We start from the raw sequence: 21,100 nt of genomic DNA, 5'->3' as shown, positions 1-21,100 counted from the left end.
CAGCGTAGTCGGCGCGCCCGGCATTGTCGCGTTCTCGTGCGGCGTTATCTTACTGTATCAACTAACGCTTTTACCACCGCCCGGGTGGCTGTTTCTGGCGGGATTATTGCTCGTGGGCATTTCCGTTCTGGCCAGGCAGAAAGTCCTGCAGCGTATTATCCTGCTATTGGTGCTGGTTTTACTGGGACTGGCCTGGGCAAGCTGGCATTCAGAAACCCGCTTGGCGGAACGTTTGCCGAGTGACTTCGAAGGCATGCGCGTGGAACTGTCCGGTTATGTCTGTGAGCTACCACAAGCCGGCAGTTTCGATAGCTTGCGCTTCAGTATTTGTGGTGTCAGCTGGGCAGAAGAAACTCGGCAGAGTGCGGGCCAGCCGCTACCCGGCCGGATTCGCCTTTCCTGGTATGGCCGGAATGATCAGGCGCTGCCCGGCCATCGGCTGAGACTGGAGGTGGTCCTTAAACGGCCGCACGGCAACCTGAATCACGAGGGGTTTCGTTATGAGGATTGGCTGTTCAGGAAAGGTTACCGGGCAACCGGAAGCGTTCGGGCAGTCGCCCTGGACCATGACCTTCATTGTGGCTGGCATTGCCGGTACCACGCCTGGCATCAAACAGTCGCTGAGCAGGTTCATCGGCATTTTTCGGATGCCAGTGAATACCCATTGATTGCCTCGTTACTGATTGGTCACCGCGGTTATCTCACGGATCAGAATTGGCAAACGCTTCGGGCGACGGGCACGATTCACCTGGTGGCAATATCAGGATTGCATTTGGGACTGGTGGCGGTTGGTGCCGGCCTGGTTGCCCGCCGATTCACCATGTCAGTGCCGGCACACTGGCTGGATGAGCGGCGCAGGCGAATCGCAGGCTTTGCGTTGGTTATCCTGTGTTGCCTGTTCTATGCACTGGTTGCCGGGTTTACCGTGCCAACCCGCCGAGCCTTGATCATGGTTCTGGTTGGCGGCTGGTACCTGCTGCTGGCCCGGCAGACCAGTGTCTGGCGGCCCTTCTGCGTAGCCTTGTTTCTGGTGCTGTTGCTTGACCCGTTCGCGCCGCTGGATCAGGGGTTCTGGTTGTCCTTTGGTGCGGTGGCAGTTTTGCTGGCGATATTCAGCGGGCGCCTGGCAGGCCCCGGCTGGCTCAAGGGGCTGGTGTTGGCACAGGTAGCGGTTTTTGCAGGCTTGTGGCCATTGTTGACCGGGCTTGGGCAGAGCCAGCCGCTGGCGGGTTTGGTGGCAAACCTGGTGGCGATTCCCTGGGTATCACTGGTTGTCATGCCGGTGCTGTTCGCAGGTGCTTTGTTGGTACTGGTGTCTGGTGGCGCGGTGGCGGGTTGGGTAAGTTCGCTGCTTGATGCAGTCCTTAGCCCGTTGATGGCCTGGCTGCAGTGGGTGGAGCAACTGGCGGCTCCAGTGTCCGTATTAACGCCAGAGGCATCACCCTTTTTGCTGGCATTGTTGGCGGCTGTCGTCGTTCTGCTGCTCCGTTTCCCTGACAGGGTTTTTCGCCTGATGACCGTGGCGTTAGTCGGGGCCTGGGCGGTCACGGCGGTGCTGACAAGGCCTGCCGCCATTAACCCAGAGGTGGTGGAGCCGGAAATTCGTGTCTGGGATGTCGGCCAGGGTCTGTCTGTTCTGGTGCGTGTGGGGCGCAAGGCACTGGTTTACGACACAGGGCCGGAAGTACGGGGTGTGTTTTCGGCTGTTGACTCGACACTGCTTCCGAACCTCCGGGCCCTGGGGATTAACAAACTTGATCGTCTGATAATCAGCCACGGTGACAGTGACCACGCCGGTGGCCTGGTACAGTTGCTACAAGCCGTCGATGTGGGGCAGATACAGAGCGGTGAGCCGGAAGTCGTGGCCGGGATTCTGGACGAAGTGGCGGGGAAATCGGTAGGACAATGTCGGTCAGAGCCGTTCGAGTGGCATGGGGTGGTGTTCGAATTCTGGCAGTCCCAAGCCGAGCGTACAGGAAACGATGCGTCCTGTGTGGTCCGGGTTCACCATCCTGCAAGCGGTTCTGAGGTGCTGCTCACCGGGGATATCAGTAAACGGGTAGAGGCAGAGATGCTTGCCCCCGGCGCGGTGCCGTGGTTGCGCAAAGCGATGGATTTCCGTCTGGTACTTGCACCGCACCACGGCAGTAAAACATCGTCTTCTGCACCGTGGATCGATTTTGTCGCCCCCGACTGGGTAATTTACACAGCGGGTTATCGGCATCGATACGGCCACCCCCATCCTGACGTGGTGGCCCGCTACCAGCTGGCGGGCGCTCGCCCACTCAACACCGCCTGTTCCGGAGAGATCGTTATCACCCTGCGCGAGGATGGCCCAGAAATCAGTGAGCTACGCCACACTGCGCCGTTTTGGATCCAGGGGGCGGGGCTGACCCGTGACCAATGTAAAATACCGTGACATTCCGGGTGTGGCCTGAACCGGCAGCTATGCTAAAGTAGCGCGGCTTGTAACTAATCAGGGAGATCAAGCGTGTTCGAGCTGTTGAAAGCCGGTGGCATCCTGATGGTGCCCATTGTTGCCTGTTCCATCCTGGCGCTTGCCATTGTTCTGGAGCGATTCTGGACTCTGCGGGCCTCCAGGGTAGCGCCCCCACAATCGATTAACGAACTCTGGCGCTGGATCAAGAAAAAAGAACTGAACGGGCGCAAGCTCAAGGCGCTTCAGGGCTCATCACCCCTGGGCCGTATACTCGCTGGCGGGCTGATCAACGCCAAGCACGGCCGGGAGATCATGAAAGAGAGCATTGAGCATGAAGCCAGCCAGGTCATCCATGATCTGGAACGCTTCCTGAACCCCCTCGGTACCATTGCCACTATTACACCGCTGCTGGGCTTGCTGGGTACGGTCATCGGTATGATCAAAGTATTTGCGGAAATTCAGCTGGCGGGCGTGGGTAACGCCGGTAATCTCGCTGGCGGTATTTCGGAAGCGCTGATCACTACGGCCGCGGGCCTGAGCGTGGCTATTCCCGCCCTGATTTGTCACCGCTACTTCATTCGTCGCGTTGATGAGCTGGTCGTTAACATGGAGCAGGAAGCCATCAAACTGGTGGAAGTGGTTCATGGCGACCGTGAAATCGACGTGGAAGGAGCCTGAACACCGTGAAGTTCAAGCGCCAGAGAAGCCAGGAGGTCGGGGTTGACCTGACGCCACTGATCGATGTGGTGTTCCTGTTGCTGATTTTCTTTATGGTGTCCACCACCTTTACCCGGGAAAGCCACCTGCAGGTGGATTTGCCCGAGGCGAGCGGCGAACCGGTTTCGCCCTCTGAGGTAAGGCAGATCGATGTGGTGATCAATGCTGAGGGCCAGTACATCCTGAACGAGAGGACCCTGGTCAATAATCGGCGTGAAACCCTTGAGCGGGGTGTCAGGGAATTAGCTGAGGGAGACAACAGCTTGCCGTTTATCATTACGGCCGATGCCAGAACTCCCCATGAATACGTTGTGCGTGCCATGGATGTGGCCGGCCGCCTGGGGTTTGCGAAACTGAGCATAACCACAGAGCGGGAGGCTGAGACTCCGTGATCGATGCAAGGCCGGAACCTTTGAAGGTACCGCCAACCGGAAGCTGGGCAACGTACAAACGATTGCTCGCCTATGTGAAGCCTTTCTGGTTCGCGTTCTCCCTGGCCGTTCTGGGGAACATTATCTATGCAGCGGCCTCCACAGGCATGGCGGCTGCCATGGAGTATGTGATTACCGCCATTGAGAATCCGACGGATCAGAACCGGTTGTTGTTGACGGGTCTGATTGTCGGCATTTTCGCCTTGCGGGGGGTGGGCACCTTTTTCAGTCAATACTTCATCAGTTACGTCGGGCGGCAGGTAATCAATGCCCTCCGTAATGATGTGTTCGATCGCCTGATGACACTGCCGTCCCGGTATTATGATGACAATGCCTCGGGCAGGTTGGTGTCCAAGCTCACCTTCAATGTCGAGCAGGTGGCCGAGGCCTCAACCAACGCCATCACCATCACCCTCCGCGAAGGCCTGACCATCGTTGGTTTGCTCGGCTTTATGCTGTACACCAACTGGAAGCTGACCCTGGTGTTCCTGACCGTGGGGCCGGTGATCGGGCTGGTGGTGAATTACGCCAGCAAGCGCTTTCGCCGAATCAGTAAGCGCATTCAGGGTTCGATGGGTGATATCACCCACGTGGCTTCAGAATCCATCTCCGGCTACAGAGTGGTGCGCACCTTTGGCGGTGAGGACTACGAACGTGAGCGCTTCCGAGACGTCAGCGACCAGAACCTCAAACAAAGCCTGAAAATGGCCTCCACTCAGGCCATCAGCGTGCCGGTCATCCAGGTGTTGGTGGCGATCGCCATTGCCGCGCTGGTCTGGACCATGTTGTCTCCGGAAATTCGTGGTGAGATGAGTACCGGCCAGTTAATCGCCTTCATTACGGCGGCGACGACCATGGCCAAGCCCATTCGCCAGGTAACCTCGGTGCACGCCAAGATTCAGAAGGGCGTGGCTGCGGCCTATGACGTGTTCGAAACTATGGACGAGCAGCCAGAGGAGGATCGCGGCGAATACACCCCAGAGCGTGTGGAAGGCCATATTGAGTTCGACAAGGTGTGCTTCCGCTATCGTGATCAACTGGATAATGTTCTGGACGGCATTTCAGTGAGCGTGCCGGCCGGGCAGAGTGTGGCACTGGTCGGCCGTTCGGGCAGTGGTAAATCGTCTATGGTCAGCCTGCTACCCCGATTCTATGAGTATACCGAGGGTGACATCCGAATCGATGGCAGGTCTCTCAAGGAATTCTCGCTCAAAGGTTTGCGTTCCCAGATTGCTCTGGTGAACCAGAACGTGGTGCTGTTCAACGACACCATTGCCGCCAACATCGCCTACGGTGCCTTGCGCAACTGCAGTCGTGAAGAAATCCGGGAAGCGGCCGCCAAGGCTCATGCCCTCGAGTTTATCGACCGGATGCCGGAAGGTCTGGATACCATGATCGGGGATAACGGTGTGATGTTGTCTGGCGGCCAGCGCCAGCGCTTGGCCATTGCCCGGGCTCTGCTGAAGAACGCCCCGATCCTGATCCTTGATGAGGCCACCTCGGCACTGGATACCGAGTCGGAGCGGCATATTCAGGAAGCCCTTGAGACGGTGATGCAAGGCCGGACGACGCTGGTGATTGCCCACCGCCTGTCCACCATCGAAAAGGCGGACCGGATACTGGTGATGGACAAAGGCCATATTGTCGAATCCGGCACGCATGAGGAATTGCTGGCGGCAGATGGCGCCTATGCCCAGTTACATCAGATCCAGTTCAGCGAGCATGCATGAGCAGCAGCCGTATTGACCGCTTTTGGTATGGCCAGGGCAAGCCCCTGGCCATCCTGGGTCCATTGGCCTGGCTGTACCGTGTGGTGTCTGAATCGAAACGCCGGAAAGCCTGGCAGGCCCGCAATGAAAGCTTGCCCGTGCCGGTCGTAGTAGTTGGCAATATCACCGCCGGTGGTACCGGCAAATCCCCCCTGACCGCGCGGCTGGTGCAACGCATGAAGCAGGACGGCTGGCATCCGGTTATCCTGAGCCGGGGCTACGGCGGCAAAAGCGATCATTATCCTTTGTTGGTAAAAGACACTACGCCGGCATCGGTCTGCGGTGATGAGCCGCTGATGCTGGCGCTGGCCACGGGGTGCCCGGTGGTGGTCGATCCCGACCGTTGTCGCGGTGGGCGCTGGGCCCTGGAGCAGGCACTCGGCGATGTCCTGATCTGTGATGATGGCTTGCAGCATTACCGCTTGCCCAGGGATATTGAACTGGCGGTTTTCGATGCCGGCCGAGGCATTGGTAACGGTGCCCTGATTCCGGTGGGCCCCCTGCGCGAACCGGTAACACGGCTCTCGAGTGTGGATTTTGTGATTCTCAATGGTGAAGCGTTCCCGCCGTCGGGTCAGCAGATCGACGAGTTTGCCGGCGTTGCGCATCCCGAGATCCATGCCATGTCACTGCAGCCGGCGTCGTTGGTCAACCTAAACTCCGGGGAGACTCTGGCGCCCTCCGCACTCGGGGGCCGGTCAGTGCGTGCGGTCGCCGGAATAGGCAACCCGGGACGTTTCTTCGACACACTGAGGAATCTTGGAGCACAGGTCACCGAAGCGGCTTTTCCAGATCATCACCGCTTCCGCCCGGAAGACCTTGGTTCCAGCGCTGGCGAGTGGCTGGTCATGACCGCGAAGGATGCGGTCAAATGCCGGGGCTTTGCCCCCGATAACGCCTGGGTATTGACGGTGGATGCCTGCCTGTCGGAACCTTTTGAACATCGCTTTCTGGAACGGCTCAGGGCATGCTCTGGGCAGTTGCATCAACAAAATATTGAGAGAACCAACCATGGATAAGAAACTGTTGGCCATGCTGGCCTGCCCGGTGTGTAAGGGTGAACTCAAGCTCAACGATGCCCGTACCGAGCTGATCTGTTACCAGGACGCCATGGCGTTTCCGATTCGTGAGGGAATTCCTGTCATGCTGGCCGTAGAGGCCCGTACCCTGAGTACCGACGAACGGCTTGATAAGCACTGACACACCCGCCAGCAGGACGCATCAGCATGTCATTTACCGTTGTCATCCCCGCCCGCTACGCATCCAGCCGGTTACCCGGTAAACCTATGGCCATGATTGCCGGTAAACCGATGATCCAGCACGTATGTGAACGCGCCCAGGAAAGTCGGGCGAGCAGGGTCGTGGTTGCCACCGACGACCAGCGCATTGAGGCAGCGTGTCAGGCATTCGGTGCCGAGGTGGTCATGACGTCACCACACCATGCCAGTGGCACGGATCGGCTTGAGGAGGTTGCCCGAAAACTGGGGCTGGACCCGGACCACCGGGTGGTTAACGTCCAGGGTGACGAGCCGCTGATACCGCCGGCGCTGATCAACCAGGTGGCCGATAATCTCGACTACTTCCCTGAAGCCAGTATTGCCACCCTGTGCGAGCGTATCCATGACGCCCAGCAGGTGTTCAACCCGAACGTGGTGAAGGTGGTGTTCGATAACCGGGGCATGGCGCACTACTTCAGTCGAGCACCCATCCCCTGGGCGCGGGACTTCTGGCCCGCCAACGCGTCGGTGGCGGACGTAGACTTACCCGAAGGCATTGGTTACTTCCGGCACATTGGCATTTATGGCTACCGTGCCAGTGTGCTCAGCCAGTTTGTCAGCTGGCCGCCGGCACCGACAGAACAGGTGGAAGCGCTGGAACAGCTCCGGGCCTTGTATAACGGTGCTCACATCCACGTGGATATTGCTGATCGACCGCCCGCACCGGGCGTCGATACCGAAGAGGATCTGGCCCGGGTGCGGGCTTTGATAGAAGCAGGAGGACGTTATGCCTGATCAGGTCAGTGTGTTGTTTGTTTGTCTGGGTAACATCTGTCGTTCGCCAACGGCGGAAGGGGTGTTCAGGCAACTGGTCACTGAGCAGGGAATGACAGAGCACCTGCACATTGACTCCTGTGGCACCGGTAACTGGCATATTGGTAAGTCGCCGGATGCCCGGGCCATGGCGGCGGCAGACCGTCGCGGTGTTGATATCAGTGACCTGAGGGCCCGGCAGATCAAGGCTGAAGACCTCGACCGGTTTGATTACGTGTTGGTGATGGATAGGCAGAACCTGGCCGATGTCAGGGATATCTGGCATCAGAATGGCGGCACCGAACCTCGCCTTTTTCTTGAGTTTGGTGAGTCCGGCCAGGCCGAGGTGCCGGATCCATACTACGGCGGTGAGGACGGTTTTGAACGAGTGCTTGACCTGATTCACGAAGCCAGTCAAGGCTTATTGGAGGATATCCGGGGGCGATTGGCTTGAATGGTGCGCTGAGTGTCACCGAGCATGCTGATCTGCGTGAGCTGAATACACTCGCGATTGCGGCGCGGGCTCGTTATTTGATCCGGATTGCCGGCGTGGATGACCTCACCGCGGCACTGGCCTGGGCCGAGGCCCGGGAGCTGGACACCCTGGTTCTCGGTGGTGGCAGTAACCTTGTGTTTGCCGGTGATTTTGACGGTGCGGTCCTGCACATACAGATTCGGGGCCGGCATTGGGAAAAAGTAAACGGTGATGACGCCGTACTGGTTCTGGGTGCTGGTGAAAACTGGCATGAGGCAGTTTTATACGCTGCCCGCTCGGGTTACCGGGGCATAGAAAACCTGGCGCTGATTCCCGGCACTGCCGGCGCTGCGCCGGTGCAGAACATTGGTGCCTACGGTGTTGAACTTGGCGATACCCTGGTAAGTGTGACAGCGTTGGATCGTGTTACCCGGGGTGTGGTTACCCTGGCCGCCGGCGATTGCCAGCTTGGATACCGTGACAGCCTGTTCAAACGGCAGCCTGGCCGCTACATCATCCTTGAACTTAGACTAAAGCTTTCCCGATCCTTGCCATTAAAACTGGATTACCGGGATCTTCAGGATTATCTCGGGGATACCGATGTCAACGCCCTTACGCCTCTGGAGGTTGCTGAAGCGGTGATGGCGGTGCGGCACCGCAAGCTGCCGGACCCCGCCGTTTTGCCTAACGCGGGCAGCTTCTTCAAGAATCCAGTGATCAATCAGGTGGCGTTTGAAAGGTTGCAGGAGCGCTTTCCTGGTGTGGTGTTTTATCCGGTAGAGCAGGGTGTCAAACTGGCTGCGGCCTGGTTGATTGACCAGGCTGGCTGGAAAGGCTTTCGCAATACCCGGGTGGGTATTCATAACCGACAGGCTCTGGTGCTGATCAACCACTCGGGGGGCTCTGGTGCCGAGGTGCTGGCGCTGGCTGACGAGGTGCGCCGGTCTGTGCAGGAAACCTTCGGGGTTGAGCTTGAAATGGAACCGGGTGTCGTTGGCGCTCGTTAGCGTGGCTGGTCAGAAACCGCCGGGCTGCCCTTTCAGGCAGCCCAGGGGATGATCGAGCGGCCTTAGAGGCCGCCCTTCGGGGAGGCTTTCACCAGGAACGCCAGCGCTTCTTCCACCGAGATGTCCTGTTTTTCTTCATCGCGGCGGCCCTTGTATTCCAGGGTGCCGGCGGTCAGCCCGCGCTCTGAAATCACGAACCGGTGAGGAATGCCCATCAATTCCATATCGGCGAACTTCACGCCCGGGCGTTCGTTACGGTCATCCAGCAGTACGTCGTAACCCGCCTGGCGCAACTGGCTGTAAAGTTTCTCGCCAGCTTCGGCCACTACCGCATTCTTGTGGGCATTGAGAGTAACAATGGCCACCTGGAACGGAGCGATGGCGTCTGGCCAGATGATGCCCTTGTCGTCATGGTTCTGTTCGATAGACGCGGCCACAATACGGGAGACGCCAATGCCGTAGCAGCCCATTTCCATGATCACCGTCTTGCCGTTTTCATCCAGAACGGTGGCGTTCATGGCGGAGCTGTACTTGTTACCCAGTTTGAAGATGTGGCCGACCTCGATACCACGGCGGATCTCCAGGGTACCCTTGCCATCCGGGCTGGGATCACCTTCCTCCACGTTGCGCAGGTCTTCTACCCGGCCCAGGGGTACGTCGCGCTCCCAGTTAACACCGGTCAGGTGGTAATCGTCCTTGTTGGCACCACACACGAAGTCTGCAAGGTGGGCAGCGCTGCGGTCGACGATCACAGGCACAGCCAGGTTGACCGGGCCGATGGAGCCGGGTTTGCAGCCAATGGCCTTTTCGATTTCTTCATCGGTGGCCATGGTCAGCGGCTCGGCAACGCCGTTCAGGTTTTCTGCCTTGATGTCATTCAGGGTGTGATCGCCCCGGAGAATCAGTGCAACCAGGCCAGACTCGCCGTTCTCGTCGGCTTCACCTTTGACCAGCAGGGTCTTCACGCTGCGTTCTGCCGGCAGGCCGAGGAACTGGGAAACGGCTTCGATGGTTTTCTGGCCTGGCGTGTGCACTTCGGTCATGGCCTCGCCAGGGGCCGGGCGATCACCCGCAGGGGCAATGGCTTCGGCTTTTTCGATGTTGGCGGCGTAATCGCTTTCGGTGCTGAACACGATGGCGTCTTCGCCGGAGGATGCCAGTACATGGAACTCGTGGGAGGCACTGCCGCCAATGGCACCGGAATCCGCCTGCACCGGTCGGTAATCCAGCCCGAGGCGATCAAAGATGTTGCAGTAGGTCTGGTGCATAACCTGGTAGGTGTCATCCAGCGAAGCTGCGTTCAGGTGGAAGGAATAGGCATCCTTCATGATGAATTCGCGGGCACGCATAACGCCGAAGCGGGGGCGGCGCTCATCACGGAACTTGGTCTGGATCTGATAAAAGTTAGCCGGCAGTTCCTTGTAGCTTTTCAGCTCGTTGCGGATCAGGTCGGTGATGACTTCTTCGTGGGTCGGGCCAAAGCAGAAGTCACGGCCGTGGCGGTCATTCATGCGCAGCAGTTCGCCGCCGTACTGCTCCCATCGCCCGGATTCCTGCCAGAGTTCGGCTGGCTGCACGGCCGGCATCAGAACTTCCTGGGCTCCACTCTTGTCCATCTCTTCGCGAACAATTCGTTCCACCTTGCGCAGGGTACGCAGGCCCATGGGCAGCCAGGTGTAGAGGCCTGCGGCCAGCTTCCGGATCATTCCGGCGCGCAGCATCAGCTGATGGCTGATAATCTCTGCATCTGAGGGTGTCTCTTTCTGGGTGGCAATCAGGTAACGGCTTGCTCGCATCGTGTCTTCCGCTTTATTGAAAAGTGGGGGTTAAGACTAATTGGCAGGGCTTCTGGCCTGCTTCTGCCTTTCTTTGTCGTAAAGTGGACGTTATTGTACGGAGCCTGCTTCACAAGGTACAGATGATGACTGACGAATCTATCGACGTAACACCTCGCCGGCGACCGGTTCAGGCGCGCAGTCGGGAGCGGGTGGGCAATATCCTCAGCCATGCCGCGGCCATTTTTCATGAGAACGGGGTAGATGGCACCAGTATGTCCGCCATTGCCCGGCAATCTGGCATGTCGTTAGCGTCCCTTTACCGCTACTTTCCAAACAAGGCGGCCATCGTTCATGCCATTGCCGAAGGGCATGTCGAAAAAATGGAAACCGCGCTGCGGGAGAAACTGCCCGAGCTGAGCCTGCACGACGCGGTGGATGTGCTGATTGATCAGTTCTATGACTTCTACCGCACCGAACCTGCGTACTCGGCAATCTGGAGCGGCGTTGAGTCCATGCCCGAGCTGCGGGAACTGGATCTGCGGGAACTCTACAGCAACGCCCGTGACCTGGATGCCCGGCTCCAGCAGGAGTATCCGGCGTTGCCGAAGGAACGCAGCTGGACCGCCAGCCTGTTGTTGCCCCGATCTGCCGGAACCATCCTCAGGCTCGCAGCCACCCTGCCGGACGACCAGGGGCAGCAGTTAGTGGTGGAATTGAAGTGTATGGCCAGGGCTTACCTGGCAGAGCTGGCCCGTCAGGAAAGATAGCCCAGGGGCAGGGCGGTACTGTCGATTACCCTCCGCAGTACAAAGCTGGAGTGCACCCCACTGACACCCTGAATCCGGGTAATGCGATTAAGCAGAAACTGGTGATAGTGGTCCATGTCTGGCACCACCACTTTCAGCATGTAGTCGGCACTCTGGCCGGTGATCAGGTAGCACTCCTGAACCTCGGGAAAGACCGCCACCTGTTCCTCGAAAGCGGCAAAGCGTTCCGGTGTATGTCGGTCCATGCCAATCAGGATGATGGCGGTCAGCGACAACCCCAGTTTTTTGTGGTCCAGAATCGTCACCGTGCGCACTATGATGCCCGCGTCTTCAAGCGCCCGCACCCGGCGCAGACAGGGGGAGGGTGAAAGCCCGACTTTCTCCGCCAGTTGCTGGTTGGTCAGTGAGCCGTCCTTCTGCAATTGTTCCAGGATTTTCCGGTCAGTTTTGTCAATTCTGACCAGCGCCTTGTTATTACTCGCAATCATATGCTGTAAATCCTGACTTGATGGCAATATGTGGCTTATGAATAACGGTTTTGGGCTAAAATAGCAACCAAATAGCGTCGTTTGGGCGTTACACTCTCTCCATTGATACGAACAGCGAAAGGAATGTTCCGTTATGGCCTTTGATCATCGTAAATACGTCGCCTTCAAACCGGTTGCCAAGAAAGACCGTCGCTGGCCGGACCAGGTTATCGAGAAAGCACCCACCTGGTGTGCTGTCGACCTGCGGGATGGCAACCAGTCGCTGATCAAGCCTATGTCCGTTGCCCAGAAACAGCGCCTGTTCGATTTGCTGGTCAAGCTTGGCTTCAAGGAGATCGAGATTGGTTTTCCGGCCGCCAGCCAGCCGGATTTTGATTTCTGCCGCAAGCTGATTGAAGAAAACCGGATTCCGCACGATGTGAAAATCCAGGTGCTGACCCAGGCCCGCCCGGAACTGATTGAGCGTACCTACGAAGCTTTGAAGGGTGCGAAGCAGGCGATCGTGCACGTGTACAACTCCACCTCTACCGTGCAGAGGGAGCAGGTGTTCGGTCTGGACCGGGCCGGCATTCGCGAGATTGCCGTTAACGGTGCCAGCCTTGTGAAAGAGATTGCGGCCCGTTATCCGGACACCGACTGGACCTTCCAGTATTCCCCGGAGAGCTTCACCGGCACCGAGCTGGACTTCGCTGCGGAAGTGATTGATGCGGTCACCGAGGTGTGGCGCCCGGATCAGGGGCAGCCGGTGATTATCAATCTGCCGGCTACCGTAGAAATGTCTACCCCTAACGTGTTTGCCGACCAGGTGGAGTGGATTTGCGAAAACATCCGGTATCGCGAGCACATCAGCATCAGCCTGCATACCCATAACGACCGGGGGTGTGCGGTGGCTGCGGCCGAACTGGGCGTGATGGCCGGCGCTGATCGGATTGAAGGTACCCTGATGGGTAACGGGGAGCGCACTGGCAACATGGATCTGGTAACCATGGCCATGAACCTGTATTCACAGGGCATTGATCCGACCCTGGACTTGTCCGGCATGGCGGAAATTACCGAGGTGGTGGAAGCCTGTACCGAGATTTCAACCCACCCGCGTCATCCGTATGCGGGCGAGCTGGTGTTCACCGCCTTCTCGGGCAGCCACCAGGACGCCATCCGTAAGTGCCTGGCCCGCCGCAACGATGACGACGCCTGGAACGTGGCCTACCTGCCCATCGATCCGTTCGATGTGGGCCGTCGCTATGAGGAAGTGGTGCGAATCAACAGCCAGTCCGGCAAGGGCGGTGTGGCTTACGTACTGGAGCGCGACTACGACATTACCCTCCCGCGTTGGTTGCAGATCGAATTCAGTAAAGTGGTCCAGAAAGAAGCCGAGACCAACGGTGGCGAAATTGATTCCCACACCATCCACCGCTTGTTCGAAGACCGCTACCTGAAGGTTCATGAAGACTGGTCACTGCGTTCCTACGATTTGCATCGGGACGAAGAGGGTGTTCGTGCGGAAGTGGTGGTCGGTAGCGACTCTTCTCCCGTGACCTTTGAAGGCTGTGGCCTGGGTGCGGTCGAGGCGGTGTCTGACGGCCTGGCCAAGCGCTTTGGCGTTACGGTGGCTGTCGAGGCTTACGATGAGTTTGCCCTGGGCGAGGGCACCAACGCCAACGCCTTGGCCTGTATCCGCCTGACCGCCAATGGCCAGCATTGCAGTGCGGCTGCCCTGGCGGAAGATACCACCTCGGCTACCTTGCAGGCTCTGTTCTCTGCGGTGGCCCAGGCGGTGGGCACGGATATGCCGGCAGCCAAGGCGCCGGAAGCAGCGGAAGCGGTCTGATGCCCGGTTCTGTCTACGCCTGAACGCAGAACGGCCGGCATAATTGCCGGCCGTTCTGTTTTCGTCTGCCCGTGAGGGGCATCCGGCGGTAAACCGTCGCCCTTACAGAGGGGTTACGTTTTCCGCCTGGGGGCCTTTGGGTCCCTGAGTCACGGTAAACTGCACCTGCTGACCTTCTGTCAGGGTACGGAAACCGTTGGAGTTGATTGCACTGTAGTGAACGAAAACGTCACTGCCGCCTTCCTGGGCAATAAAGCCAAAGCCCTTGGATTCGTTGAACCACTTCACGTGGCCAGTTTTGGTATCGGACATCGATCTTTCCTGTCTTTCTGAAAATTTGCCCTCACGGGACCTTCTTGTTTCGCACAGACTCTGGATCCATACAAACGCGGTTTCCGCCTGAGCGGAAGCCGTCGATGCTGAGTCGTCCGGAGCGTACTGAGGAAGGGGCAACGCGAAGCCTGGGCAGGACGTTGTAGCGCATTCGTCAAATACCGCTGCAGAAGAGCACAGCAATTTTTAGTATAGACCGACTTTGGGGGGCGTCAATTGTTTTTTTAGTGATCAGTGTCGGGATTTTAATTGATAAAAAACAACGGGTTGTCATAAGGATGAAACACAACTCTGCCGGTGTTTGAGGCAGAGTTGTGTTGTGGTCCGTTTGCACGGGCGGGGTAGGTCAGCGCACGAATTTCTCGCTGATCTCTTCCAGAATGGCAGGATCATCAATGGTGCTGGGTACGCTGTACTCTTCGCCGTCCGCAATCTGGCGGATCACGCGGCGCAGAATCTTGCCAGACCGGGTCTTCGGTAAACGCTCTACCACCATGGCCCGACGGAAGCAGGCGATGGCGCCAATCTTGTCGCGGACCATTTCTACCAGTTCTTCTTCCAGTTCATCCTGGTCTATGGTTGCGCCGTCTTTGATCAGCACCAGGCCGACCGGGATCTGGCCCTTCATGTCGTCGTGGGCGCCTACAACACAGCACTCCGCGACTGCCGGGTGAGAAGCTACCACCTCTTCCATTTCGCCGGTGGACAGGCGATGTCCGGCGACGTTGATCACGTCATCGGTCCTGCCCATGATGAACACGTAGCCGTCGTCATCAATAAAGCCGCCGTCGCCGGAGCTGTAAAAGCCGGGAATCGGATTCAGGTAGCTGCTCTGGAAGCGTTTGTCGTCGCCCCATACGGTCATCAGGCACCCCGGTGGCAGGGGCAGTTTGACGGCTATCTGGCCTTGTTCGCCGGCCGGTACCTGGCTGCCTTCCATATCGACGACCTGCACGTTGAAGCCGGGTGACGGTACCGTCGCCGAGCCCGGTTTGGTGGTCATCATTTCAATGCCTACGGGGTTGCAGCAGATGGCCCAGCCGGTTTCGGTCTGCCACCAGTGGTCGAGAATCGGCAGGCCCGTGTGTTCCTTCAGCCATTCGTAGGTGGGGGGGTCCAACCGCTCGCCGGCCAGGAAAATGCGTTTCAGCGACGAGACATCGTAGCGGCTTAGCTGATCTGCTTCGGGGTCTTCCTTGCGCACGGCCCGGAAGGCGGTGGGCGCGGTGAACAGCATGTTCACCTTGTGATCCTGGACTACCCGCCAGAAGGCGCCGGCGTCAGGGGTTTTTACCGGTTTGCCCTCATACAGGATGGTGGTGCAGCCAGCGAACAGAGGCGCATAGACAATGTAGCTGTGGCCTACCACCCAGCCCACGTCTGACGCCGCCCAGAAGACATCGCCGGGTTTGGCGTCATAGACCAGTTTCATGCTGTATTTGAGGGCCACGGCATGGCCGCCGTTATCCCGCACCACGCCTTTTGGTTTGCCGGTGGTGCCGGAGGTGTAAAGTACATAAAGCGGGTCGGTGGCTTTCACTGGCACCGGGTCTGCTGGCTCCGCATTGGCGGTCATGTCGTTCCAGTCGTAATCCCGTCCTTCCGACAGGTTGGCTGTGACTTGCGGCCGCTGGTACACCACACATAGCTCAGGCTTGTGGCTGGATTGCTCAATGGCCCTGTCCACCAACGGTTTGTATTCAATGACCTTGGTGACTTCAATGCCGCAGGAGGCAGTGATCAGCGCCTTGGGCTTGGCATCCTCAATACGCACCGCAAGTTCGTGGGCAGCAAACCCACCGAACACTACTGAGTGGATGGCGCCCAGGCGGGCACAGGCCAGCATGGCAATGGCTGCCTGCGGAATCATTGGCATGTAGATAATGACCCGGTCACCCTTCTCGACCCCGCGAGCACGCAGGGCGCCGGCAAACAGGGCTACTTCATCCCGTAATTCGTCATAGGTGAAGTGTTGCTGGCTGTTAGTCACCGGCGAATCGTAAATCAGGGCTGTCTGTTGACCACGGCCCGCCCGGATGTTGGCGTCAAGGGCCACGTCGCTGGTATTCAGAAGGCCATCGGGGAACCACTGGCCGTGACCGTTATCGAGTGCCTGCCAGATGGTGTTCGGGGTTTCGATCCAGTCAATGTTCTGGGCCTGCTCGCGCCAGAAGTCATCCCGTTGGTCGATGGACCGGCGGAACTCGGAGTGGTATGTCATGCTTTCCACCTCAGTTGTGCTGTTATTGTTCTGTGGCTGTTATGCACAACTGTAGGAGCTTTAGAAACAGGGGCTACTAGACCATAGGCGTAGTTGGCCGTTTTTGTCCGTTTAATCCCCGTTGGAATTGATCTCCGTCACCTTCGCCGTAACGCTGCCGTGGCCCAGTCGGGCGGTGATGGCGGCGCCTTCGCCAAGCTTGCTGGCGTCACGAACAATCTGGTTCTGCTCATCCCTGACAATCGCGTAACCCCGCCCCAGGGTGGCGAGCGGGCTGACAACGTGGAGTGCCTGGGCGTTGTATTGGTAACGTTCCTGTTGCTGCTTAAGGTAGTGGCGGGTGGCCATCTCCAACCGCTCGTGGAGACGGGTCACCTGGTCCCGGGCGGCGATCAGTGTCCGGCGTGGGGATTGGGTGGCAAGGCGCTGGGTCAGGTGATCGGCTTTTACCCGGGTTTGGATGAGTCGCTGGGCGATCGCCTTGTTCAGCCGCACGTCCAGCTCATCCATGCGCTGCGCCTTTTCCTGCAACTCCCGGCGCGGGTCCCGCAGCCGCGCAGACAGGTGGCCAAGCTGGGTGTGCAGGCGCTGGGTTAACCGGCGCGCCGCCTGACTCAGCCTCAGTTCCTGCTCGTTCAGCCGGCGCAGCCAGTGGCTCTGGTCCGGGGAAACCTTCTCAGCGGCCGCCGAGGGTGTCGGGGCGCGAAGGTCTGCCACGAAATCGGCAATGGTCACGTCAACCTCGTGGCCCACCGCGCTGACAGTTGGAATGCTGCAGCTGGCGATAGCCCGGGCTACTGCTTCTTCATTGAAACACCACAGGTCTTCCAGTGAGCCGCCGCCGCGCCCGATGATCAATACATCGGCCACGCCGTGTTGCTGGGCGCGCTGGATCGCGTTGACGATGTCGGCCGTGGCGGCCTGGCCCTGAACTGCTGTGGGGTAGAGGGTGACGGGGATGGCCGGGCAGCGGCGGGCCAGCACGGTCAATATGTCATGGATGGCGGCACCCGTGGGTGAGGTCACCACGCCAATGTGGCGCGGTGTGGCTGGAACCGGTTTTTTTCGGGCCGGGTCAAACAAGCCCTCCGATTGCAGTTTCATCTTCAGGGCCTCAAAGGCCTGTTGCAATTCGCCCAGCCCTGCCGGCTCCAGGTGTTCGACAATGATCTGGTAGTCGCCCCGGTTCTCGTAGAGTGTGACCTTGCCGCGGATGCGAATCTGGTCGCCTTCACGGGGCAGGGTGCGCAGGCGTTGATTGGCACCCCGGAACATGGCACAGCGTACCTGGCACTTCTGGTCCTTCAGGGAGAAATACCAGTGCCCGGAGGAAGGTCTTGAAAATCCGGACAATTCGCCCTCCACCCACACCTGCATAAAGCTGGTTTCCAGCAGATGGCGTGCCTGATGGTTGAGTTCACTGACCGACAGGGCCCGGGGCCGGGAATCCGGATAAGGGGGTATCAAAGGGCGCGCTCCGTGATTATTCATACGCAATAGCCGAAAGAGAGGGGTAAAAATAACGGAAATTCAAAAAGATGCAACCAAACGCCAAAAACCTCGCGGTTTACTGTCTGTTGGCACCACTTTATAATAGATCGATTAAGGATTTTGCTTTGCTGTGCCGCCGCGGGTACAGCATGGAATTTCCAAACTTAGCATGTTCAAAAGGCGGACCCAAATGCTGCGTATTGCCGAAGAAGCCCTCACGTTTGACGACGTTCTCCTCGTGCCCGGATATTCCGAAGTTCTGCCTCATCAGGTGGAGCTGAAGACTCAATTGACCAAAGGCATCACCCTGAATATTCCGCTGGTGTCATCGGCCATGGATACGGTCACTGAAGCCGAGCTGGCCATTGCCATGGCTCAGGAAGGCGGCATCGGCATCATGCACAAGAACATGTCAGTTGAGCAGCAGGCAGCTGCCGTACGCAAGGTCAAGAAATATGAAAGTGGTGTGGTGAAAGATCCGATCACCGTCACACCGGAGACAACGGTTCGGGAACTGGTGGATATCACCATGGCCAACAGCATTTCCGGCCTTCCGGTTGTCGACGGCACTGATCTGGTCGGCATCGTCACCGGGCGTGATATCCGCTTCGAAAGCCGGATGGATACCCTGGTGCGTGACATCATGACTCCGAAGGAAAAGCTGGTTACGGTCAAAGAGGGTGCCAGCCTGGAGGAAATCAAGGAACTGCTGCACCGTCACCGCATTGAAAAAGTTCTGGTAGTGAACGACGAATTCGAATTGCGGGGCCTGGTTACCGTCAAGGATATCCAGAAAGCCAAAGACTACCCGCTGGCCTGCAAAGACGAGCAGGGCCGTCTGCGAGTGGGTGCGGCGGTGAGTACCGGTGGCGATACCGATGCCCGGATTGCAGCGCTTGCCGAAGCCGGCGTGGATGTGATTGTCGTGGATACCGCCCATGGCCATTCCAAGGGTGTGATTGACCGGGTTCGCTGGGTAAAGCAGAACTACCCTGATGTTCAGGTGATTGGCGGTAACATTGCCACCTCGGGTGCGGCGATTGCCCTGGCTGATGCCGGCGCGGATGCGGTCAAGGTGGGCATCGGTCCCGGCTCCATCTGTACCACCCGCATTGTCGCCGGCATTGGTGTGCCGCAGATTTCGGCGGTGTCCAATGTGGCAGCGGCGCTGAAAGAGCGCGGCGTACCCGTGATTGCCGATGGTGGTATCCGGTTCTCCGGTGATATCGCAAAAGCCATCGCAGCGGGCGCTCACAGCGTCATGATCGGTAGCCTGCTGGCGGGTACTGACGAAGCTCCGGGTGAAGTGGAATTGTTCCAGGGCCGGAGTTACAAGGCTTATCGTGGTATGGGATCCATTGGTGCCATGGGGCAGGGTTCCAGCGACCGCTATTTCCAGGACGCCAGCAAAGGTATTGAAAAACTGGTGCCGGAAGGCATTGAAGGCCGTGTGGCCTGCAAAGGCCCCATGCGCAACATCGTGCACCAGTTGGTGGGTGGCTTGCGTGCATCCATGGGTTACACAGGCAGTGCAACCATGGATGAGATGCGTACCAAGCCGGAATTTGTGCGCATTACCAACGCCGGGATGCGTGAGAGCCACGTGCACGACGTGACCATCACCAAAGAAGCTCCCAACTACCGAATCGGCTAAAAACTGCCTGATTTGACGCGGCCCGGTTTCCGGGCCGCGCTGTTTTTTTAAAGCCCGAGGACTCCATGGCTCAGAACATTCACGACCACCGTATCCTGATTCTTGATTTCGGTTCCCAGTACACCCAGCTGATCGCCCGCCGTGTGCGCGAAATCGGCGTGTACTGTGAAATCAAGGCCTTTGACGTAACAGACGAAGAACTCAACGAGTTCAATCCCAAAGGCATCATCCTGGCGGGTGGTCCGGAATCGGTAACCCAACTGGGTGGTCCCCGTGCACCGGAAGGGCTGTTCGACAAAGGCATTCCGATTCTGGGCATCTGCTACGGCATGCAGACCATGGCGGAGCAACTGGGCGGCCGTGTTGCCAGCTCTGAGAAGCGCGAATTCGGCTACGCCCAGGTGAAAGTCCGGGCCAAGGGCCCTCTGCTGCAGGACATTACTGACCACCTGACACCTGCGGGTGAATCCCTGCTCGATGTCTGGATGAGCCACGGTGACAAAGTAGTTGCCATGCCGGAAGGCTTTGAGCTTTTAGCCTCTACCGAGAGCGCGCCGATTGCCGCCATGCAGGACCTCAGCCGTAACCTGTACGGTGTCCAGTTCCATCCGGAAGTGACCCACACTCTCCAGGGTAAGCGGATTCTCGAGCACTTTGTCCTGAATATCAGTGGCTGTGAGGCCCTGTGGACACCGGCCAAGATTGTTGATGACGCCGTTCGCCAGATTCGTGAGCAGGTAGGCTCCGAAAAGGTTCTGCTGGGGCTGTCTGGTGGTGTGGATTCCTCGGTAACCGCCGCTTTGCTGCACAAGGCCATCGGCGACCAGCTCACCTGCGTGTTTGTGGATAACGGTCTGCTGCGCCTGCACGAGGGCGATCAGGTGATGGACATGTTCGCCAGCAACATGGGCGTGAAAGTCATCCGTGCGGATTCCGAAGACCTGTTCCTGTCAAAGCTCAAGGGAGTTAACGACCCTGAGCAGAAGCGCAAAATCATCGGCAACACCTTTATTGATGTGTTTGATGCCGAGGCCGCCAAGATCAAAGACGTGAACTGGCTTGCCCAGGGCACCATCTACCCGGATGTGATCGAATCTGCCGCCTCCAAAACCGGTAAAGCCCATGTCATCAAATCCCACCATAATGTGGGTGGCCTGCCGGAAACCATGAAGATGAAACTGGTTGAGCCGCTGCGGGAGCTGTTCAAAGACGAAGTTCGCAAGATTGGCCTGGAGCTCGGTTTGCCTTACGACATGGTTTACCGCCACCCGTTCCCGGGGCCGGGTCTGGGTGTCCGTATTCTTGGCGAAGTGAAGAAAGAGTACGCGGAAATTCTGCGCCGCGCCGATGCGATTTTCCTGGAAGAGCTGCACCGTGCGGATCTGTACCACAAGACCAGCCAGGCGTTCGCGGTGTTCCTGCCGGTGAAATCCGTCGGTGTGGTAGGCGATGCCCGCCGGTACGAATACGTGATTGCCATCCGGGCAGTGGAAACCATCGACTTTATGACTGCACGTTGGGCGCGCCTGCCGTATGATCTGCTGGAAACGGTTTCCAACCGGATTATTAACGAGATTTCTGGCGTTTCCCGTGTGACCTACGACATCTCTTCCAAGCCACCCGCGACGATTGAGTGGGAGTAAGTCGAGGCAGGGGATAAGGGATAGTGAA

Annotated in this window: 18 protein-coding genes; 13 read left to right on the top strand and 5 right to left on the bottom strand. The window is 58.4% G+C overall.

The annotated features are described in order from the left end of the window. Positions 1-112 precede the first annotated feature (112 nt). The 9 genes from ACZ5Q2_RS15045 to murB all read left to right on the top strand — a co-directional run bounded on the left by ACZ5Q2_RS15045 (position 113) and on the right by murB (position 8,869). Positions 113-2,419: a DNA internalization-related competence protein ComEC/Rec2 gene (locus ACZ5Q2_RS15045; RefSeq protein WP_432209935.1), complete on the top strand. Its 2,307-nt coding sequence runs from the start codon at positions 113-115 to the stop codon at positions 2,417-2,419. Positions 2,420-2,491: 72 nt separating this feature from the next. After that, positions 2,492-3,118, top strand: coding sequence for a MotA/TolQ/ExbB proton channel family protein (locus tag ACZ5Q2_RS15040; protein WP_058089566.1), 627 nt, complete (start codon positions 2,492-2,494; stop codon positions 3,116-3,118). 5 nt (positions 3,119-3,123) lie between these two features. Continuing rightward, on the top strand, positions 3,124-3,549 hold the full coding sequence (locus ACZ5Q2_RS15035) for an ExbD/TolR family protein (protein ID WP_061331006.1): 426 nt from the start codon (positions 3,124-3,126) through the stop codon (positions 3,547-3,549). Further along, the gene (gene msbA / locus ACZ5Q2_RS15030; protein WP_061331007.1) at positions 3,546-5,318 is read left to right on the top strand and encodes a lipid A export permease/ATP-binding protein MsbA; all 1,773 of its coding nucleotides are present in this window, start codon (positions 3,546-3,548) and stop codon (positions 5,316-5,318) included. The genes ACZ5Q2_RS15035 and msbA overlap by 4 nt, the downstream gene beginning before the upstream one ends. After that, positions 5,315-6,376 (top strand): tetraacyldisaccharide 4'-kinase, encoded by a 1,062-nt coding sequence (lpxK, locus tag ACZ5Q2_RS15025; RefSeq protein ID WP_061331008.1) that lies wholly within the window; start codon positions 5,315-5,317, stop codon positions 6,374-6,376. The genes msbA and lpxK overlap by 4 nt, the downstream gene beginning before the upstream one ends. After that, a complete protein-coding gene (locus tag ACZ5Q2_RS15020; RefSeq protein WP_011785222.1) occupies positions 6,369-6,557 on the top strand; it encodes a Trm112 family protein in 189 nt (62 codons plus the stop codon). Before lpxK ends, ACZ5Q2_RS15020 begins: the two co-directional genes overlap by 8 nt. Before the next feature lie 26 nt (positions 6,558-6,583). Further along, complete coding sequence (gene kdsB / locus ACZ5Q2_RS15015; RefSeq protein ID WP_061331009.1) at positions 6,584-7,369, top strand: 3-deoxy-manno-octulosonate cytidylyltransferase; 786 nt, start codon at positions 6,584-6,586, stop codon at positions 7,367-7,369. Continuing rightward, positions 7,362-7,841, top strand: a complete 480-nt coding sequence (locus ACZ5Q2_RS15010) for a low molecular weight protein-tyrosine-phosphatase (RefSeq protein WP_058089572.1) — start codon at positions 7,362-7,364, stop codon at positions 7,839-7,841. Before kdsB ends, ACZ5Q2_RS15010 begins: the two co-directional genes overlap by 8 nt. Further along, complete coding sequence (gene murB / locus ACZ5Q2_RS15005) at positions 7,838-8,869, top strand: UDP-N-acetylmuramate dehydrogenase (RefSeq protein ID WP_061331010.1); 1,032 nt, start codon at positions 7,838-7,840, stop codon at positions 8,867-8,869. The genes ACZ5Q2_RS15010 and murB overlap by 4 nt, the downstream gene beginning before the upstream one ends. A 62-nt stretch (positions 8,870-8,931) precedes the next feature. Here the strand turns inward: murB and ACZ5Q2_RS15000 are convergent, their stop codons facing one another. Then, positions 8,932-10,665, bottom strand: a complete 1,734-nt coding sequence (locus ACZ5Q2_RS15000; RefSeq protein ID WP_061331011.1) for a proline--tRNA ligase — start codon at positions 10,663-10,665, stop codon at positions 8,932-8,934. Between the two features lie 125 nt (positions 10,666-10,790). Between ACZ5Q2_RS15000 and ACZ5Q2_RS14995 the strand changes: the two genes are divergently transcribed. Beyond that, positions 10,791-11,414, top strand: coding sequence for a TetR/AcrR family transcriptional regulator (locus ACZ5Q2_RS14995; RefSeq protein WP_061331012.1), 624 nt, complete (start codon positions 10,791-10,793; stop codon positions 11,412-11,414). On the opposite strand, the gene ACZ5Q2_RS14990 is transcribed toward ACZ5Q2_RS14995, so the two are convergent. Continuing rightward, entirely contained in the window at positions 11,402-11,902 is a 501-nt protein-coding gene (locus tag ACZ5Q2_RS14990; RefSeq protein WP_061331013.1) for an Lrp/AsnC family transcriptional regulator, read from the bottom strand. The genes ACZ5Q2_RS14995 and ACZ5Q2_RS14990 overlap by 13 nt on opposite strands. Positions 11,903-12,035: 133 nt before the next feature. Here ACZ5Q2_RS14990 and leuA point away from each other — a divergent pair, with 133 nt between their 5' ends. Beyond that, on the top strand, positions 12,036-13,730 hold the full coding sequence (gene leuA / locus ACZ5Q2_RS14985) for a 2-isopropylmalate synthase (protein ID WP_061331014.1): 1,695 nt from the start codon (positions 12,036-12,038) through the stop codon (positions 13,728-13,730). 102 nt (positions 13,731-13,832) lie between these two features. Here the strand turns inward: leuA and ACZ5Q2_RS14980 are convergent, their stop codons facing one another. The 3 genes from ACZ5Q2_RS14980 to xseA form a co-directional block, all read right to left on the bottom strand. Continuing rightward, positions 13,833-14,042 carry a cold-shock protein gene (locus ACZ5Q2_RS14980; RefSeq protein ID WP_058089577.1) on the bottom strand — a complete coding sequence of 70 codons (210 nt, stop codon included), beginning with the start codon at positions 14,040-14,042 and terminating at the stop codon, positions 13,833-13,835. A 367-nt stretch (positions 14,043-14,409) separates the two neighbouring features. Continuing rightward, on the bottom strand, positions 14,410-16,284 hold the full coding sequence (locus ACZ5Q2_RS14975; protein ID WP_061331015.1) for a propionyl-CoA synthetase: 1,875 nt from the start codon (positions 16,282-16,284) through the stop codon (positions 14,410-14,412). A gap of 111 nt (positions 16,285-16,395) precedes the next feature. Continuing rightward, positions 16,396-17,775, bottom strand: coding sequence for an exodeoxyribonuclease VII large subunit (xseA, locus tag ACZ5Q2_RS14970; protein ID WP_061331016.1), 1,380 nt, complete (start codon positions 17,773-17,775; stop codon positions 16,396-16,398). A 190-nt stretch (positions 17,776-17,965) separates the two neighbouring features. On the opposite strand from xseA, the gene guaB reads away from it, so the two are divergent. Further along, complete coding sequence (guaB, locus tag ACZ5Q2_RS14965; RefSeq protein WP_061331017.1) at positions 17,966-19,429, top strand: IMP dehydrogenase; 1,464 nt, start codon at positions 17,966-17,968, stop codon at positions 19,427-19,429. 65 nt (positions 19,430-19,494) lie between these two features. Continuing rightward, positions 19,495-21,072, top strand: coding sequence for a glutamine-hydrolyzing GMP synthase (gene guaA, locus ACZ5Q2_RS14960; protein WP_061331018.1), 1,578 nt, complete (start codon positions 19,495-19,497; stop codon positions 21,070-21,072). The last annotated feature ends 28 nt before the right edge of the window (positions 21,073-21,100 follow it).

The organism is Marinobacter alkaliphilus, from assembly GCF_055394375.1.
This window is presented reverse-complemented; position numbering and strand designations above follow the sequence as displayed.

Bases quoted from the DNA above. Each gene is read 5' to 3' on its own strand.
- lpxK (WP_061331008.1), top strand. From the start codon at position 5,315: ATGAGCAGCAGCCGTATTGACCGCTTTTGGTATGGCCAGGGCAAGCCC.
- ACZ5Q2_RS15020 (WP_011785222.1), top strand. From the start codon at position 6,369: ATGGATAAGAAACTGTTGGCCATGCTGGCCTGCCCGGTGTGTAAGGGT.
- kdsB (WP_061331009.1), top strand. From the start codon at position 6,584: ATGTCATTTACCGTTGTCATCCCCGCCCGCTACGCATCCAGCCGGTTA.
- ACZ5Q2_RS15010 (WP_058089572.1), top strand. From the start codon at position 7,362: ATGCCTGATCAGGTCAGTGTGTTGTTTGTTTGTCTGGGTAACATCTGT.
- ACZ5Q2_RS15000 (WP_061331011.1), bottom strand. From the start codon at position 10,665: ATGCGAGCAAGCCGTTACCTGATTGCCACCCAGAAAGAGACACCCTCA.
- ACZ5Q2_RS14995 (WP_061331012.1), top strand. From the start codon at position 10,791: ATGACTGACGAATCTATCGACGTAACACCTCGCCGGCGACCGGTTCAG.
- ACZ5Q2_RS14990 (WP_061331013.1), bottom strand. From the start codon at position 11,902: ATGATTGCGAGTAATAACAAGGCGCTGGTCAGAATTGACAAAACTGAC.
- leuA (WP_061331014.1), top strand. From the start codon at position 12,036: ATGGCCTTTGATCATCGTAAATACGTCGCCTTCAAACCGGTTGCCAAG.
- ACZ5Q2_RS14980 (WP_058089577.1), bottom strand. From the start codon at position 14,042: ATGTCCGATACCAAAACTGGCCACGTGAAGTGGTTCAACGAATCCAAG.
- ACZ5Q2_RS14975 (WP_061331015.1), bottom strand. From the start codon at position 16,284: ATGACATACCACTCCGAGTTCCGCCGGTCCATCGACCAACGGGATGAC.
- xseA (WP_061331016.1), bottom strand. From the start codon at position 17,775: ATGAATAATCACGGAGCGCGCCCTTTGATACCCCCTTATCCGGATTCC.
- guaB (WP_061331017.1), top strand. From the start codon at position 17,966: ATGCTGCGTATTGCCGAAGAAGCCCTCACGTTTGACGACGTTCTCCTC.
- guaA (WP_061331018.1), top strand. From the start codon at position 19,495: ATGGCTCAGAACATTCACGACCACCGTATCCTGATTCTTGATTTCGGT.